The sequence below is a fragment of the Deltaproteobacteria bacterium genome, assembly GCA_022340465.1.
GTDB lineage: Bacteria > Desulfobacterota > Desulfobacteria > Desulfobacterales > B30-G6 > JAJDNW01.
Map to the genome: position 1 here is coordinate 17,448 of JAJDNW010000028.1, position 17,235 is coordinate 34,682.

Annotated in this window: 13 protein-coding genes; 7 read left to right on the top strand and 6 right to left on the bottom strand. The window is 57.6% G+C overall.

Going from position 1 to position 17,235, the window contains the following annotated elements; translation table 11 throughout:
• Window positions 1-20: 20 nt before the first annotated feature.
• On the bottom strand, window positions 21-1,508 hold the full coding sequence (locus LJE94_05120; GenBank protein ID MCG6909488.1) for a trimethylamine methyltransferase family protein: 1,488 nt from the start codon (window positions 1,506-1,508) through the stop codon (window positions 21-23).
• A gap of 334 nt (window positions 1,509-1,842) precedes the next feature.
• Here LJE94_05120 and LJE94_05125 point away from each other — a divergent pair, with 334 nt between their 5' ends.
• Window positions 1,843-3,060, top strand: a complete 1,218-nt coding sequence (locus LJE94_05125) for an aminotransferase class I/II-fold pyridoxal phosphate-dependent enzyme (GenBank protein ID MCG6909489.1) — start codon at window positions 1,843-1,845, stop codon at window positions 3,058-3,060.
• A gap of 199 nt (window positions 3,061-3,259) precedes the next feature.
• Here LJE94_05125 and LJE94_05130 read toward each other — a convergent pair whose 3' ends face one another.
• Complete coding sequence (locus tag LJE94_05130) at window positions 3,260-5,002, bottom strand: adenylate/guanylate cyclase domain-containing protein (protein ID MCG6909490.1); 1,743 nt, start codon at window positions 5,000-5,002, stop codon at window positions 3,260-3,262.
• A gap of 327 nt (window positions 5,003-5,329) precedes the next feature.
• Between LJE94_05130 and LJE94_05135 the strand changes: the two genes are divergently transcribed.
• Together LJE94_05135 and LJE94_05140 are read left to right on the top strand one after the other, a co-directional pair.
• Window positions 5,330-7,891, top strand: coding sequence for a hypothetical protein (locus tag LJE94_05135; protein MCG6909491.1), 2,562 nt, complete (start codon window positions 5,330-5,332; stop codon window positions 7,889-7,891).
• A 33-nt stretch (window positions 7,892-7,924) separates the two neighbouring features.
• Complete coding sequence (locus tag LJE94_05140) at window positions 7,925-8,377, top strand: dual specificity protein phosphatase family protein (protein MCG6909492.1); 453 nt, start codon at window positions 7,925-7,927, stop codon at window positions 8,375-8,377.
• Between the two features lie 309 nt (window positions 8,378-8,686).
• Here the strand turns inward: LJE94_05140 and LJE94_05145 are convergent, their stop codons facing one another.
• Together LJE94_05145 and LJE94_05150 are read right to left on the bottom strand one after the other, a co-directional pair.
• Complete coding sequence (locus LJE94_05145) at window positions 8,687-9,484, bottom strand: epoxyqueuosine reductase (GenBank protein ID MCG6909493.1); 798 nt, start codon at window positions 9,482-9,484, stop codon at window positions 8,687-8,689.
• A 20-nt stretch (window positions 9,485-9,504) separates the two neighbouring features.
• Window positions 9,505-11,040: an MFS transporter gene (locus tag LJE94_05150; GenBank protein ID MCG6909494.1), complete on the bottom strand. Its 1,536-nt coding sequence runs from the start codon at window positions 11,038-11,040 to the stop codon at window positions 9,505-9,507.
• A 206-nt stretch (window positions 11,041-11,246) separates the two neighbouring features.
• On the opposite strand from LJE94_05150, the gene LJE94_05155 reads away from it, so the two are divergent.
• Together LJE94_05155 and LJE94_05160 are read left to right on the top strand one after the other, a co-directional pair.
• Window positions 11,247-11,639: a YajD family HNH nuclease gene (locus tag LJE94_05155; protein ID MCG6909495.1), complete on the top strand. Its 393-nt coding sequence runs from the start codon at window positions 11,247-11,249 to the stop codon at window positions 11,637-11,639.
• A 65-nt stretch (window positions 11,640-11,704) separates the two neighbouring features.
• Window positions 11,705-12,190: a DUF615 domain-containing protein gene (locus LJE94_05160; GenBank protein MCG6909496.1), complete on the top strand. Its 486-nt coding sequence runs from the start codon at window positions 11,705-11,707 to the stop codon at window positions 12,188-12,190.
• A 107-nt stretch (window positions 12,191-12,297) separates the two neighbouring features.
• Here LJE94_05160 and LJE94_05165 read toward each other — a convergent pair whose 3' ends face one another.
• Both LJE94_05165 and LJE94_05170 read right to left on the bottom strand, forming a co-directional pair.
• Entirely contained in the window at window positions 12,298-13,161 is an 864-nt protein-coding gene (locus LJE94_05165) for a DMT family transporter (GenBank protein MCG6909497.1), read from the bottom strand.
• Between the two features lie 172 nt (window positions 13,162-13,333).
• Window positions 13,334-14,353 carry a tRNA-dihydrouridine synthase family protein gene (locus tag LJE94_05170; GenBank protein MCG6909498.1) on the bottom strand — a complete coding sequence of 340 codons (1,020 nt, stop codon included), beginning with the start codon at window positions 14,351-14,353 and terminating at the stop codon, window positions 13,334-13,336.
• Window position 14,354: 1 nt separating this feature from the next.
• On the opposite strand from LJE94_05170, the gene LJE94_05175 reads away from it, so the two are divergent.
• Entirely contained in the window at window positions 14,355-14,702 is a 348-nt protein-coding gene (locus LJE94_05175) for a DUF3524 domain-containing protein (protein MCG6909499.1), read from the top strand.
• Entirely contained in the window at window positions 14,696-17,215 is a 2,520-nt protein-coding gene (locus LJE94_05180) for a M1 family metallopeptidase (protein ID MCG6909500.1), read from the top strand. The genes LJE94_05175 and LJE94_05180 overlap by 7 nt, the downstream gene beginning before the upstream one ends.
• Window positions 17,216-17,235 lie beyond the last annotated feature (20 nt).

Below are 17,235 nucleotides of genomic sequence, written 5' to 3' on the forward strand. Positions count from 1 at the left end.
GCGCTGCATGGCACCTCCTTTCAACGTTTCCCGTCCATTGACAACTCCTCTTCGTAGGCGTCCACAATCTCCTGCATGGTCTCGGATGCGCCCTCTGGAAGGGGATGGGGTTCATGGTTTTCAAGAATGTCGACGGCCCGTTCATAGGCGCGCTCGATAATGCTTTTTCCCTGGGTGATCTCCAACCAGTCGGCCCGCGAACGGCGGTCGAACAATCTGGAGCGTGATTGGCTGCGCATCGATCTCAGGCTGTGCTCGTGTGTGATGTAGGCTCCGCCCGGGCCGACCTCATGAATGACGTCCATGGAAAGGGTCACATCATTCACGGCCACGCCGCCTTGCGCGATTTGGATCATCCCCAGCATCTCGGCGTCCAGGAGCAGTTTGGCATAGTCCATGGTCATCCCCTGCTCCAGAACGCCGGAACCGAAAACGATGTTCGCCCCGGAGAGTGCGCTCAAGGTGGCGCTGAGGCAGAATTCGTATCCCGATTGGATATCCGGTTCCTTACTGTCGGAAGCGCCTCCTCCGACCCAGGAGGGAAGACGGTAGTACTGGGCCACCTTTGCCAGGGAAGCGTTGATCATGCCGTATTCCGGTGATCCGATGGCCGATGTGCCGAACCGCAGATCCAAAATTGCGCTGGTGCTGCCGTAAGTACAGGTCAGGCCCCGGTTAACCAATTGGGCCAAAACGATGGTGCCCAGCACCTCCGCGTTGTGGGTTACCAGGGTTCCGGCCAGTGAAGCCGACGAGGTACCGCCGGACAGGGCCATGGGCAAAACCACCATGCCGATGCCGAGTCGTGCGCATGCCAGAATGACCTCGCAGGCACTTTTACCCAGGGTGAGCGGGCTGATGGGGCAGACACTGGCGCTGAATATCGGCCGTTTATCGAAAAGGTCCCGGCCCCCGACAGCGGCCGAGGCCAGCTCGACCATCACCTCCAGGGACCGGGCCGAATCGACGCCGAGAAATAAATGCTTCCCCGTGTTTCTGACCATCGCGTCCAGATTGTGAACCGACTGTGCCCGCTCCATGACGTCGGTGGCGTTCAGGGAGCGTGTGGCCACGCTGATCTCTTCCAGGGCGTCGCACACCTTGATCAGTTCACCGCAGTCTTTTTTGGTGGCCCTGCGGATCGCACGCGTATAAGGGTCCACGATGTTGATGCACCCCCCGAAGGTGGCGAACCCGACGCGGTTGGGCTCAACCACGAAGTCGTCATCGGGGTTCCGGCCTTCATACACCATCGTGTGCGGCGCAAAAAAAGCGGAGTCCTCCACCAGATAGGGGGGAATTTTAACGATGCCGAAACCGTCGTGCCGTTCGACACGCGCCCCACCGCCATGGAACACCTCCAGGGCTTCCTCACCCATGACTTTGATGCCGGTGTCCTGAAGAATCTGCAGCGTTGCGTAGTGAATCGAATCGAGCTCGTCCCTGGAAAAAGAACTCAGGCCGAGTCCCGAGGATGCGCTGATGCCGCTTCTTAACCGTCGACGCATATCGCCTCCTTAACTTTAGACGTTGATGCCGACATAATTAGCAAAAAGCATGCCTACAGGCATAGACGGAGGCATATGCTTATTTTTCAGTGGGTTATATTTATACGGCCGCACCCGGACGGGCGGTTTGATTCATAAATGGTTCAGAAAACCGAACAAAGCGCCTTAGAAGAAAAAAAACTAATTATATAAATTATTTTATGTAGTTATACCATATAACCTGTGTTATTCCACCGAACATACCACAGCGTTGATTCAATAGCAAATCACGCGCTTCATTGCTTGCAAACGAAGCCGCCTGTATGCTAAATATAGGAAAAAGGGAGGTCAAGAAATGCAAAGCTTCGATCCTGAACAAATGCTGGTAAACGACAGGAGGGAATTCGGGGAACACGGCGGCGTGACGCCGTCCATCTCCCGTTCCTCCACCTTCACCGTCATGGATGCCGAAACCATGCCGGAGATATTCAAGGGAGTGCGCACACCTGAAAAAGGCGGTTGTTTTCTGTACAGCCGACATTTCAATCCCACCGTCGACGTTCTTTCGCGCTACCTCGCTTCCATGGAGGGCAGCAAATCCGCCATCTGCACGGCCAGCGGCATGGCGGCAATCTCCTGCACGATCATGCAGCTTTGCCGGAGCGGCGACCACATCGTCGCCAGCGACACCATTTACGGCGGCAGCCACGCCTTGCTCGCCGACCTACTGCCGCAGCTGAACATCCGCACCACCTTCGTCGACATCACCGACCACGGAGCCGTCGAAGCCGCTTTCACGAAAAACACCAAAGTCCTTTACACGGAAGCCGTCGGCAATCCGACCTTGAAAGTAGCCGATATTCCCTTTTTATCCACCCTGGCCCACCGCAACGATGCTTCCCTGGTGGTGGACAACACGTTTTCACCGATGATCATTTCTCCGCTCATGCTGGGAGCGGATGTGGTGGTCTACTCGCTGACAAAGTTCATCAACGGAGCCAGCGACGTGATTGCAGGCGCCGTGTGCGCCAGCCGGGAATTCGTGCTCGAGCTCATGGACCTGCACACGGGACGCCTGATGCTGCTGGGGCCGACCATGGATCCCAGGGTGGCTTTCGATGTCATTCAGCGCCTGCCCCACCTCCCGGTGCGCATGCGCGAGCACAGCCGCCGGGCCATGGCCATGGCGGAGTGCCTGCACGAAAAAGGAAAGACTGTAACCTATCCCGGCCTGCCGTCTTTTGCCCAGCACGATCTCGCCGAACAGCTTTTTAACGAAGGCTACGGATTCGGCGGCATGCTCACCCTGGACTGCACCACCAGGAAAAAGGCGGACCGGTTGATGGATATTTTGCAGAATGAAGAAAAGTTCGGCTATATCGCCGTTTCCCTGGGCTACTTCGACACGCTCATGAGCTGTTCCAGTGCCACGACATCCTCCGAAATATCCGCAGAGGAGCAAGCCAGGATGGGGCTGTCGCAGGGGCTGCTGCGGATCTCCGCGGGCATCACCGGCAGCCTGGAAGACCGTCTGGATCAGCTGAAACGGGGGGTCGACAAGGCGGGGATATAATGGGTTCGAGGCTCTGAGGGGCCAAGTGGGAAAAAAGCGCATAGCTGATAGCGTGCCATGAGCTATGACCTGTCAGCTATGAGCTCAATTCTATTTCACTTGAACCGTTAGGGCCCAATCTTAATGCGCAGCATGCAAGCCATCGGTCGTTCGGTTTCAATTGCTTCCATACCCCCTCGATCTCCGAGGACTGTCCGCCTCAAGCAAAACCCGCCCGTTTCATCCCGTCAAGAATACCTCGTAGGGTTTTCGGATCTTTATAGGGCAGCCGTTTCCCCCACATGGCCAGGCTGGCATTGGGGCTCTTGCGTTTGACCTCGGCGACTTCCCCCCTGATTGCCTCTTCCCTCCCCAAGGCGACATAGCAGGCAATCAAGTAAAAGCGGGCAGGGAAAAATTCCGGATTGTGGACCAGGGTTTCCCTGAGGGAGGTGACGGCCTCCTCATACCTTCCGACCAGGTACTGGGCGTGGCCCAGATTGAATGCGTGGAAAACCGGCAACAGCGGATCCAGCCGCCGGGCTTTTTCAAGGAGCTCGATGGCCTTTTCGGGCAGGCCCGAAAAGTTGAGCACGGTGGCGAAATCGATCAGGGCCTCGGCCATGGGATAATCGAGGGCTTCGAACTCGTTATACAGTTCCAGGGCCTTGTCGTGCTGTTTATTCCACAGGTAGGCATGCCCCAGCAGGCAATAGCTGAACCCCACCGTGTCACCGAGGGCGATGGCCTTGATGGCCAGTTCTCTGGCCCTGCCCACGGCACGCTCGTCGTTTGACCAACCCATCATCCATTCCGTCAGGTAGGTCCAGCCGTATTTGGCATAGGCCGAAGCGTACCCGTTGTCCAAGTCGATGGCCTTTGCAAACAGGGCACGCGCTTCGAGGTTGTTTTCCCTGGAAAAACGGTTGTAGTATTCCAGGCCCCGCAGGAAATAATCGTAGGCCTCCACGTTGTCCGTGTCGCGTGCGTAGATGCGCTGTCTTTCACCGTCGCCGACTTTTACGGCCAGAACGGAAACGATTTTCCCGGTTACCTCATCCTGCAGGGCAAAAATATCGCCCAGGTTCCGGTCGTAACGATCGGCCCAGATGTGCCCGCCGGAGGAGGCGTCGATCAACTGGGCGGTGATGCGGACCCGTTCGCCCGCCCTGCGGACACTGCCCTCGAGCACGTACTTGACCCCCATTTCACGTCCTATTTCCTGTACGTTGACCGCTTTTCCCTTGTAGGTAAATGCGGAGTTCCTTGCAATGACGAACAGGTTGGAAATTTTGGAAAGATCGGTGATCAGGTCTTCGGTAAGCCCGTCGCTGAAGTATTCCTGATCCTTGTCGCCGCTCATGTTGATAAAAGGCAGCACGATAATCGAAGCGGTATCGTTGCCAGCCGCTTCGCTTTTCACCGCTGTCTTGATGGTGCCCGGACCCATGACAAGATTGTAAATGCGCACCGGATCGGGGATGTTCTTGACCTTGTGCTCGCCGGTGTACTCGAACTGAAAGTCCAGTTTGTTGCGGACCTGATCGTAAACGCTCCGTGCGATACTGACGCCCCCGGGCTCGCTGCGGCTCTCGATCCTGGCGGCTATGTTGATGCCGTCGCCGTAAATGCGTTCATCCTCCATGATGACTTCCCCGAGGTTGATACCCACACGAAATTGCATTTTACGCGCCTCCGGCAGACCGGCGTTTTCATTCCCGATGCGCGCTTGAATGCTGACGGCGCATTCCACGGCATCCACCGTGCTGGCAAACTCCGCCAGCAGGTTGTCGCCGGGCGAGTCAACCACCCTGCCGTTGAATGCCGATATGGTCTCGGACATGATTTTTCGGTAGCGGGTCAGCGTATCGACCGTAGCAACGTCATTATCCGCCATGAGCCGGCTGTAGCCGGCTGCATCGGCGCTGAGAATGGCACTGAGTCTTCTTCTGGTGCGTTCCATTTTCCCCTGTGATGCATCAAGATGGCTTTTTTACCCCCCGATTGGGGCCCGGATATGGTAACTTATCAAGTATACAGGAATATGTAATTATTATTTTAGCTTTTTCAATGCGTTATGCTGCTTTATACGTGACACGCTTCGGCAGCGTCAAGATAAACCTTGAAACTTTCCGTTTAAACTTCAAAAGAAAGTGTTATCTTTAGTAAAAAATGCTGGCCCGGAGGACCAGGTTTTAAATGCTGGAATAAAATCAACCCCGCAGTTGCAACGCTGAAGTCAATGCAACGCGAAACGTCCGAATCAGATATTGTCGGAGGAAAATCACGGATGCTCAGCGGAAAACTGTTCAAATACTGGACCTATCAGCTTTTCGCGCCCGGTACGGTGCTTAAGGAAAAATACGCCGCTTTCAAATCGCTGCTGGCCCACGACAAAAAGGCCCACGATCTCATGGCCGGGCTCGAGGAAATTTACTACGGCCACGTAAAAAAGGACTTTTCCGCTGTCGAACGCCTCTGCGATGCCCTCTCCCGGGAGGTGGCCGGTATCGTTCGGGAAATGTCACACATATCCCCGGCCGCCTACCCCGACCTCCTGGCATTCTTCAAAAAAATCGAGGCCTACGTGCGCTTCATGTCCGATCGGGGGTCACCCGACCCCGGAACGCCTTTCACCCTGGGCCTGTCCGCCACAGGTCCGGGAGATCTGGAACTGACCGGCGGGAAAGCGCTGAATCTGAGTCTGGTAAAAAACGGGTTGCGACTCCCGGTCCCCGACGGCTTCACCATTACGACCAACGCCTATCACCGCTTCATTGCTTGCAATGCCCTCCGGGAACCGATCGATGACCGCTTGGCCGCTCTTGACATCGACGATACCGCCATGCTGGAGGCCACGTCCGGGGATATCGTTCGGATGATCATGGAGGCCGACATCCCGCCTGAGGTGCAAAAGGCGGTTCTCGACAGCTGGCACACCCTTGCGGATTCCGATACAGGCGGATGCGGCGTCGCCATGCGCAGCAGCGCCGTCGGGGAGGACTCCACGGCTTCTTTTGCCGGCCAGTACAAGACCCTTCTCAATGTAGCCAGGGCGAACCTGTTCGACGCCTACAAACGCATCATCGCCGGCAAATATGCCCCGGAAGCGCTCCACTATCGCATCAGCTACGGATTTTCAGACCTTGAAACGGCAATGGCCGTGCTCGTTCTGCCCATGGTCGACGCTGCTGCCAGCGGTATCATGTACACCACCGATATCGACAACCCCGCCGCCCGCAACCTGCGGATCCATGCCATCTGGGGGCTTGGCGAGCGTTTGGTCGGCGGCGAGTCGCCTGCCGACATCTTCACCCTCTCCAAGCAGAACCCTCCCCGCATGGTGGCAAGCCTGACCGCCGAGAAAAAGCGACAGACGGTCTGCGCAGCGAAAGGCCGACTGCAGTCCCTGACCCTCGACGATGTCAAACAGAACGCCCCCTCCCTGGACGCTGCCGCGGCCGTACGGCTTGCCGGGTGGGGGATGGCGCTGGAAAATCATTTCCAAAAGCCCCAGGACATCGAGTGGGCTCTGGACGCCCGGGGAGACCTCTGGATTCTGCAGACAAGGCCCCTTGGCAGGGGAACCGGCCCGGAGAACGTCCCGACCTGCGATTTTTCAGCGTTCGAAGACACGCTTTTGTTAAGAGGCGGGGAACGGGCGGCATCGGGCATTGGCGGGGGAACGGTTTTTAACCTTGCCGTCGACGGAGATCTGGCGAAGGTGCCTGACCAAGCCGTTCTCGTGGCGCAAAACGCTTCTCCCGCGTACGTAAAAGTGATCAGCCGATTGAGCGCCATTGTCACCGACACGGGTAGCGCCGCCGGCCACCTGGCCTCTGTCGCCCGGGAGTTCGGAACACCGGCTCTGGTGAACACCGGCAGCGCCGGCAGGCGGCTCGAGCACGGGCATCCGGTCACCGTGCATGCCGACGCCCTATCGGTCTATGCCGGTATTCACGACCGGATGCTCGAGAGCGCCTGTGCCCGAAGCGACCTGATGGCGGACAGCCCCTTTCTGCGCAAGATGCGCTACCTGTTGAAATTCGTTTCCACCCTGGAACTGGTCGATCCGGAAGCCGTCACCTTTGCCCCGCAGTACTGCCGATCCTACCACGACATCATCCGGTATTCCCATGAAACCGCGGTCCGTGAAATGTTTCAGATATCCGAAAACCGCATCAGAAAAATCGGTTTTGCCAGAAAACTGGACACCCGCATCCCCATGCAGTTTCTCGTTTTGGACGTGGGGGGAGGCCTCGAGGACGGCGAGTCGGGCAAAAAGACCGTGACGATCGAAAATGTGCGCAACAAGGCCATGCGTGCTGTTTTCGAGGGTATGACCCATCCGGACATACCGTGGGAACACCGGCATTTCGACTGGGAAGCCCACGACCGGATCGTCATGTCCGGCGGCATCGCCAGCCCGGATGCGACCATGTTCGCCAGCCACGCCGTCGTCTCGGAGAGCTACATGAACCTGAATCTAAGGTTCGGCTACCACTTCGTCATCGTGGATGCTCTCAGCGGGCGGGAGGCGGAAGACAACCTCGTCCAGTTCCGCTTTTCGGGCGGGGGCACCGACATGTCGCAGCGGATGCTGCGGGCCGATTTCTTAAAAAAGGTATTGCAACGGATCGGTTTCGAAGTGAGCGTCAAGAGCGATCTGGTGGATGCCCGCCTGCAGGGGGCGGCACCGGATGACTGTCTAACGGCGCTGGACATGGTGGGGCGCCTCTTGGGAGCCTCGCCCCTACTGGACATGGTTATCAAGGATCGAAGCATGGTGGACGGATTTGTTGACGCCTTCATGCACGGGCGCTATCATTTCGGCTCCTCGGACCTAAAATGAGATCGGAATTAAACGGAGGTTGAAACGCCGGACATGAGCGGCTACCAGCTAAAATGGATCACGGAAAACATCGCCGTGGGATACGCTCCCATGGTCCAGACCGATCTGGATGCGCTGAAACGGCAAGGCATCGATGCCATCGTCAATCTTTGCGGCGAATTCTGCGACCTGCACGAAATCCAGATGGATGCCGGCTTCGACGTGTACTACTTCCCGGTTCCCGACGAATGCGCTCCGGACATGGACGCCATGGAAGCCGCCTTCGATTGGATGGACAGCGCCCTCTCCCGGGGGTCCAGGCTGCTCATCCACTGCCGTTTCGGCGTCGGCAGGACCGGCACCTTCGCCACCGCCTACCTCATGCGCAAAGGCCTGGACATGAAAGCAGCCACCAAGGCCTTGAAGCACACCCGGGCCAATCCCACCCACTATTGCCAATGGAAAATGTTGCGAAAATACAAAAAAAAATTGAAAGCCTCGACCTGATTTGTTGCAGGTATAGCGGTTGCCAGAAAAACATAGGGAACGCAGAGAATGATTATTAACCGCAGGCAATCACAGACTTCGGTTTACGGTGTACGATACACGGTTTAATGAACCAGGGGCCAAGGATCCGAGGGTCAATTGATCCCGTGTCAGGTGATTACGTGTCAAGTGATTACGTGTTAAGTGGCTTCCGGAATAAGGCGATTTGTTTTTTTCAGGGCTGAAGCCCCGGTCTACATAGCACAAATAATCAAGCGCCCAACCCCCTTCCAGGGTGAAACCAGTGCCGGGTCCTATGGGCCCGGGTATCTACCGAGAACGGGGTTTGACGGGGGTTACAAAACTGCACGGCAGCATGGCGGCACACTTCCCGCAGACGTCCGTGGTGCCGGGCAGATCCGCCAGGTATTCCAGGTCCCTGTAGTTTTCGTTCAACCGCTCCCAGCATTTCCGCCTGTCGAAGGCTCCCTCTTCCAGTGCGCCCACCGGGCACATCTGGATGCATTTGCCGCATTTCTTCCCGGCTTTCAACAGGCAGGCCTCCGCGGTTGTCACCAGCGGGTGGTCGCCCAGTTCGGCATTGGTCGCCAAGCTGCCGAAACGCCCGCAGCACCCCTCGGGGGTGATCAGCATGCAATGCGTCCCGAAGCGACCCAGGCCGACCAGATGCCCCAGATGTTTGTGGGACCAGCGGGCCATCAGCTTTTCTTCGTCGAAGTTGTGGGTGGCCGGCGTCAAAGCCACGCGGAACCCTTCCTTTTCCAAAAGGCCGCCCAAGGCCTTGCTGGCTCTTTCGATAAGTTCATTGGTTTTGACGTATGCCAGTCCCCAGTTTCTGCAGGGCCGTTCCCCGCCCCGGTTTTCCCGGACGAGCCACTTTTGAAAGGGAATGAAGAACACGAGTACGGACTTGGCTGTCGGCAGCAGGTCCCGGGGCAGCAGGTGCTCGTCCATGGCAATCTCCGGCAGGATATCGAAGCGTTCGTCTGCCGGAGCGCTGGCCAGTATGGGCGGCCGCCAGAAATCCGGCATCTCCCGCCTCCGCCCCTCGGCCGCCACAAAATCTTCTAAAAATTCCTGCAGTGTTTCCAAACGGATGGTTTTCATACCCTTTCCTTAATCTCAATTCACGACTCAGATGCCCTGTCGCCCGGCAGCCATGCGCACAAAAGCAGGCAGCCGAGGGACGCCAGAAAGACGACCCAGAAAACGACGGACACCCCCTGAGCGACGGTCTTTTGAAAAGCCATGCGCGCCGTTTCCGACAGCCGTTCCTGGAATTCCGGCTGCAGCAGCGTTTCGAGGCTCTTTCCCGCCACGGCCGGCCCCGTCCCCTCCCCGGTGGGAATCACCCCCCCCTGCACCAGCTTTTCCATGCCCCGCCATAAAGCCGTGTTCATGAATCCGCCGCATATGCCCACACCCACGGTCCCGCCGAGGGTTCTGGCGAACTGGTTGGATGAGGTGGCCACGCCAAGATCGGCCGGATCCACGGAATTCTGAACGATCACCAGGGTGGCGAGCGTCGTGAACCCCATGCCCAGGCCGATCAGAAAAAACACCCAGAAACAGACAGTCATGGTTGTATGCACGGTAAACGTCAAGGTCAATGCACACCCGGCGATCAACATCACCGCCCCTGCCAGAGCCGCCCTTTTGTTGTCCAGGCGGTTCGAAATCTGCCCCAGAATCACGGAACCGGCCGACCACCCCATACTGAGCGAAAGCATGGCGAGCCCGACGCGCATGGGGCTCCTCCCCTGCGCGCCCTGGATGAAGACCGGTGCAAATGCAAACAGGGAAAAGATGGAAAAACTACTCATGAACACGGCCAGGTTTCCGGTGCTGAAGCTCCTTTTCTTGAAAAAATCCAGGGGAAGGATCGGCTCCTTTGCCCGCCGCTCGGCAAGGTAGAATCCCACGGCCGAAAAAAGCGTCAGCCCCCAGAGAAGCGCCATCTGGGGTGAAACCCATGCGTACGACCTGCCGCCTGTCAGGAACACGGATAGAATGCCCAGGATGGCGGTTGAAAGGGTGACGGCGCCGCCGATATCGATATGCACGGCCTTTTTCTTTTCGCGCATTTCCACCAGGAAAAAGAAAAGCCCTGCCATGGACAGCAAACCGAGGGGCACGTTGATGAAAAAGATCCAGCGCCACGACAGGAAGGTCACGATAAACCCGCCCAGGGTGGGCCCCAAAACACTGGCCACGCCCCAGATGGAGCTTGCAAAGGACATGGTCCTGGCACGCTCCCCCACCGGTGAAACGTCCGCCAGGACGATGTAGACCAGCGCAAAGTTCCCTCCGGCGCCGATCCCCTGGAAGACCCTGGCACCGATTAGAAAGCTCATGTTGTCGGACAAACCGGCAGCCACCGAGGAGATCACGAACAGGCCGATGGAGATCAGAAAGATGGTCTTGTTGGCGTACAGGTCGGCCAGTTTGCCAAACACGGGCAGGGAAACCGCCCTGGAAAGGAAATAGGCCGAGTAAACCCAGGCATAGAGGTGCATCCCGCCCAGTTCCGCCACGATCGTGGGCATGGCCGTCGACATGATCAGCGAGTCCATGGCGCCCAGAAACAGGGCTACCAGTGCCGCGGCGATGACCCATGCACGTGTTCTTCGGTCCGGTCCTTTCTCGAGCGTAGGTGGTTTCACGATGATCCTAAAAGAAATTGGTCTCAATCTGGCTCGAGCAGTCTTTACCATTTTTTTTCGTGCTTTCATAGTTTCGTAATTTCATGGTATTGTATACCGGTTTTCAGTTCACCCGGCGGGGCTTATACCGATTGACATATGTCTGTTCCGGTTATAACTCGCTATAGAGGCCGCCCCTGATATTTTGGATACAGCGGAAGAAAATCATGTCCTCAGATAATCCATCGGCAAAAGAAAACGGCTTGAGCGACATCGTCGAGACAGCCAGGCGTCTCAGCGATGAACGCAAAAAGGGTTACCGCGAAAAAGCCCTTAAAATGTATCCCTGGGTCTGCGGACGGTGCGGACGCGAGTTCTCTGGTAAAAACCTGCGCATGCTCACCGTGCACCACAGAGACCACAACCACGACAACAACCCGCCGGACGGGAGCAACTGGGAACTTCTGTGTCTCTATTGCCACGACAACGAACATTCGCGCTATATAGAAGAAGCTGCCCACGGTGCCGGGACCGCTTACAGAGACGAAGATCCGGGAGACACCCACCAGCCGTTTGCAAACCTGGCGGAACTGTTGAAGAAAAAACAGGAGAACCGATAGGACCGGGCACAGCGCACCAGGCCCCCTTGTCCTTGTGAGAAAGCCGATCTACCCGAAGACAGCCGATGGAACCGTCAGAAAAAAGCCGCACCCAGAAAAAAAATGAAGCCCGTGCCCTCCAGAAAATGGGAGAGCAGCTGCTGGGACTGACACCGGAACAGCTCGAACAAATCGACCTGCCCAAAGAACTGATGGAAGCCCTGAAAGAGGCTCGGGGCATGACCAGCCACGGGGCGCGGCGCAGACAGGTAAAATACATCGGCGCCCTCGTCCGTGAAACCGATCCTCTGCCGATCAGGGAGGCGCTTGAAAATATTCGACGGGGTGACCACGAAAAAGCGGCCGTCTTCAAACAGGTCGAAAGGTGGCGGGATGCGCTCAAAGCCGGAGACACGGCCCTTATCGAAGAAATTCTCGCAAGCTGCCCCGGGGCACAGCGGCAGCGGCTGACGCAGCTCACCCGCAGCGCCCAGGCCGAATTCGGCAGCCAATCCGGCGCCAAGGCCTCCAGGGCCCTTTTTCGATACCTGAAAGACGTTTACGAGCCCTGAAATTTGAAACACTCGGTCTACGTTCTGATTTGAGAGAATAACCTGGACGGTTCGATTTCGCGGAAGCTGCGATATGTCGCTTTTACCTCATGGTTGCACGATGAGGGTTACTGCAAGGCCGTATCGGCTTTTTGCGTGGCATAAACGATGGCGACGATAATCACCACACCGCCCAGCACCTCCCTCCTCGACGGTATTTCCTGCAAAACAGCCAGGGCGATCAGGATGCCGTATACCGGCTCCAGGCAGGCGATGACGCCCGCCAGCTGTGCTTTTATCCCCCGCATCCCCCGAATGAAAAGCCAGTGCGCCAAAGCGGTAAAAACCACTCCCAGAAGAATCAATCCACTCCACTCTAAGGAGGGCAGCCTCAACATCGCTTTGCCGACAAAGGGCAACAGCAACAGGCTGGCGAACGCATCCTGGTAAAGAGCCACGGTAAGCGCCGAATAGGAGGCGACGAATTTTCGGTTGAGAAGGGAAAGCGCCGCAAACGTAAATCCGGAAAAGGTTCCCCAGACGACGCCCAGGGTGACATCGTTGGCCAGGCTGAACTCCGGGACGATCAGCACCAGTCCCAGGAAAACGACCAATGCAATCAGGATATCCACAATGCGCAGCCTCTCGTTGAAGACGATCGGCTCCATGAAGGTGACAAAAACAGGAAAAGAAGAATAAGACAAAAGAGCAATGGCCACGGTGGAAACCTGGACCGCGTAGAAAAAGGAGCTCCAATGCACCGCCAGAATGCCCCCCATGCAAACAAACCCGAAAAAATGCCTGCCATTGCGAACCCGCAGGTCGGTTTTCAGCAGCAGCGACACGATCACCAGGGCGATACCGGCAAACAGCGTCCGGCCCAGCGTAATCATTGCCGGCGCCAGATGCAGAAATTTACCGAACAATCCGGCGCCGCCGAAAAGAAACACCGCGACGTGGATGGAGATTAACCCCTGGCTCCTGGCGTCGATTTTCTTAACCTCCGATCGAAATTATAACCAGATTCAAACAGCAAATGAGTTTGTTGTGTTTATTGAGTTCGTTGTGTTAGCCCCGCCAACTCAATAGCCAGCTAACTCAAGTAGCCCAATAAACCCGCTAACCCACGTAACCCAATTACCGGCACCGCCGGATATCGGGGAGTTATCCCTGCCCAAGCGAGTTGCGGGACATCGTTTCCACCCCTGCCGAGCCGTCCCCCGCCAGCCTCGCCTCGTTTTCGAAAAAGCGGTTTACCCGGTCCAGGTACTGTTCCGGCCGGGTTGCTTTCTTTATCTTCTTCATGGTCTGCGGGAACGGTTCGAACGAAAGGGCAAGGTAACGCCACAGACCCTTCATCTTTTTCAACAGGTGGGAAGGTCCTTTCAACACCGCCGCGTAAGCCCCGAAAAGCCCGCCGTGAAACCGCTTCAGGCGCTGAATCTTTTCGGTAGATCCGTCCCGGCCGGCCCTGATGGCATCCGGCAGAAAAGGGTCCGCCAGAAATCCCCGCCCGATCATCCAGGTGTCGACGTCCCTGAAACGTCCGGACAGGTCCTGGAAATCGTCGAGCGTGCGGATATCTCCATTGTAGACGACGGGGTGGTCGATTAACGTCAGGCATTGCCGGAAGGCGTCGAGGTCGACCGTTCCGCCGAAGGCCTGCATCCCCGTCCGGGGATGGATGATGACCTCTTTCAAGGGATACCGGTTCAACACGGGCAGCAGCCTGAGCAGCTCCGCGCTGCTGCTCCACCCGAGCCGTATCTTGATCGAAAGGTGCCCCTTCATCACGCTGAGCGCGTCTTCCAGAAAAGCGTCGATGCGCTCCGTGTAGGGCAGCAGTCCGGAGCCCCGCTTCTTGGAAGCCACCATGGGCGAGGGGCAGCCGAGATTCCAGTTGACGGTCTCGTAACCCATGTCGTAAAGATAGTCGGCAAGCGCCGTGAAATCAGCGGCCACCTTGCTGAGTATCTGCGGCACGACAGGCAGCCCGGCGTTGTTCTCGGGCCACACGTCCCGAACGTGCCGCCGCCGGACCGGACAGTCCCGCTTGCTGGCTATAAACGGGGAAACCGCCAGATCGAACCCGTGAAAATGTTCGGCGAACGTATTTCTGTAAACCCAGTCCGTAAACCCCTTCATGGGAGCCATGTAGAGTCGAAGTGAAGCGTTATCAGGCATAATGAAATTTCTTCTCATAGAACCGTACTTCCAGGGATCGCATCGACTTTTTGCCGAGGGGCTCGCCGCTTGCTCCTCCCATGAAATCACGATTTTGTCAATGCCCGGCGAAAATTGGCGCTGGCGCATGCTGGGTGCCGCCCTGAACATGGCCGACAGGATGCCCTCCCTGAACCGGTATGACGGCCTCATTGTCAGCGACCTGTTCAATCTGGCCGACTTCAAGGCGCTTGTCAACCGGCCCCGCCCGCCGGGGGTGGTTTATTTTCACGAGAACCGGATCACCTACCCCCAGCCGCCGGGGGGACAAGGCCGCTTTTCAACTGAGCAAAGGAGAAAACCATGCTGAAACCGATGCATTACGACCTGCGAATAGAACCCGATCTCGAATCTTTCACCTTTCAGGGACGGGTGACCATTCACCTTCGGGCAAGCGAACCGGCCGACCACATTCTTCTGGACTGCATCGGACTGACCGTGCGTGAATGCACCCTCCGGGAAGGCGAAAAACGACGCCCGTGCGATTTCCACCTCGAACCTGAACAGGAGAATCTGCGCATTGTCCCGCCCACGCCGGTATCGGGCCGGATCGAATTGAAAATCCGTTACACAGGCCCGATCGGCGACAACATGGCCGGATTCTACCGCAGCGCCTACACCGCGGCGGACGGCCGGAAACGTCACATAGCCGTCACCCAGTTCGAGGAGAGCGACGCACGCCGCGCACTGCCGTGTATGGACCACCCCATGCACAAGGCCTCTTTCGATGTGGAAATGATTGTCCCTTCCGACCTCACGGCCATCTCCAACGGAGCGGTAAAAGCGGAAAAACCCATGGACAGCGGGAAAAAAAGCGTGCGTTTCGAATGCACGCCGCCCATGTCCTCCTACCTCCTGTTTTTCGGCGTCGGGGCATTCGAAATCCTCAGGGACCAAAAAGACCCGCGGGTCGCCGGAATTGCACTGCCCGGCATGGCGCAACGCCTCGATTTCGGCGTGACGTTTGGCCGCAAAGCCCTCGGGTTCTGCGAATCATATTACGGCATCCCCTACCCTTTGACAAAAATAGACCTGATCGCCATCCCGGATTTCGCGTTCGGCGCCATGGAAAACTGGGGGGCGATCACGTTTCGCGAGAACCTGCTGCTCAACGACCCCGGCGGCACCTCGGCTTTGGGAAAGCAGCGCATCTGTGAGGTCATCGCCCATGAAATCGCGCACCAGTGGTTCGGCAACCTGGTCACTCCCTCGGACTGGAAATACCTGTGGCTCAACGAAAGCTTCGCCACCTATTTCGGCTTCGGCGTCGTCGCCCATTATTATCCTGAATGGAGTACCTGGGACCAGTTTTTACAGGATCAAACCGATGCGGCCATGGCCCGTGACGCTCTCAGGGATACCGTCCCCGTCGAAATTCCCGGCGGCGAACACGTGGTCATCAACACAAGCACGGCACCGATCATCTACAGCAAGGGCGGCAGTCTTCTGCGGCAGATCGAAGGCTTTATCGGCCCGGAAAATTTCAAGCAGGGGCTGCGCCGCTATTTGAGGACACACCAGTATGCCTGCGCCTCCAGCCATCATCTGTGGGAATCCTTCGAAGCCGTTTCCGACCGTCCGGTCAAGGAGATGGTCGAACAGTGGGTCCGGCAGCCGGGCTTTCCCGTGGTGGATGCGCGCCGGGAGAACGGCCGCCTGATCTTGGAACAGAAGCGTTTTACGTACCTGCCGGCAGCGACGGACGCGATCTGGCCCATCCCGGTGGTTATGGATCTCTATACCGCCGACGGCAATATACAGCGAAAGACAATCCTGATGGACCGGAGGCGGCAGGCTTTCGACCTGCATGACGACGCGGCCGCCTGCAAGCTCAACGCCGGTCAAACGGGATTTTACCGGGTGCACTATGACCCCGCCGACCTGCAGGCTCTGGGCGGCCTCGTACGGCAAAAAAGACTGCAACCCGAAGATCGCTGGGGCCTTCAAAACGACCTGTTTGCCATGGTTCGGGCCGGCAAAGAGACCCTCGGGAACTACTTCGCCTTTCTCGGCTACTACGAGGAAGAGTCGGCCGACCTGCCCCTGACCGGAATCGATGCCAATCTGTTTGCCGCAGGCCTGGTGCTCGACAAAGACATGTGGCCGTCGCTTGCCGCGAGGGGTCGCACCTTCAGCGCCGGGATTCTGGAACGTATCGGATTCGAGCCTGCAGCCCGGGAGTCCCGGGCAACGGCCATGCTCAGGGAGCGGGTTCTGTGGCATGCCGTCCTCTACGGGGAGGAAGGTGCTCTCCGCTTTACCTCGGACCAGTTTGCCGCGTTGACCGGCGGCGCCGCCGTCCACCCCGACCTGGCTCGCAGTGTCATGCAGGCGGGGGCGCTGCAGGGGGGCGAAGAGGCCTTCCGGTTCCTGTGCCGACGACTCGAATCGACGGACAGCGAGCATGAACGCATGCACATTCTCTTGGCCCTGGGAGGTCAGCAGGACCCCGGGCTTGTCCGGGAAACCTGCCGCTATACCCTTGACAGGGTGCCTGATCGCAACCGGTTTATCCCCCTGGTGGCCCTGGCCCTCAACCCCCACGCCATACCGCTCATGTGGGATTGGTTCACGGCCCATGTCGGGGAGTTGGAAGCCCTGCACCCCCTGCTGTATGAAAGGGTCATCGCCGGCATCGTTCCTCTGGCCGGCATGCAAAAGGCTGAAGCGGTACGACACTTTTTAACCGGCTACATGTCAGAGCACCCGCAGACCGCGGATGTGATTACCCTGTCCCTGGAAAAACTCGAGATCAATCTGGCCATGCGTCGTGCGGCCGACAACCTTAAACCGGAAGGCAAAAAAAGCGGACAACGGAGGTGAAACAATGTTACAGATAGGCA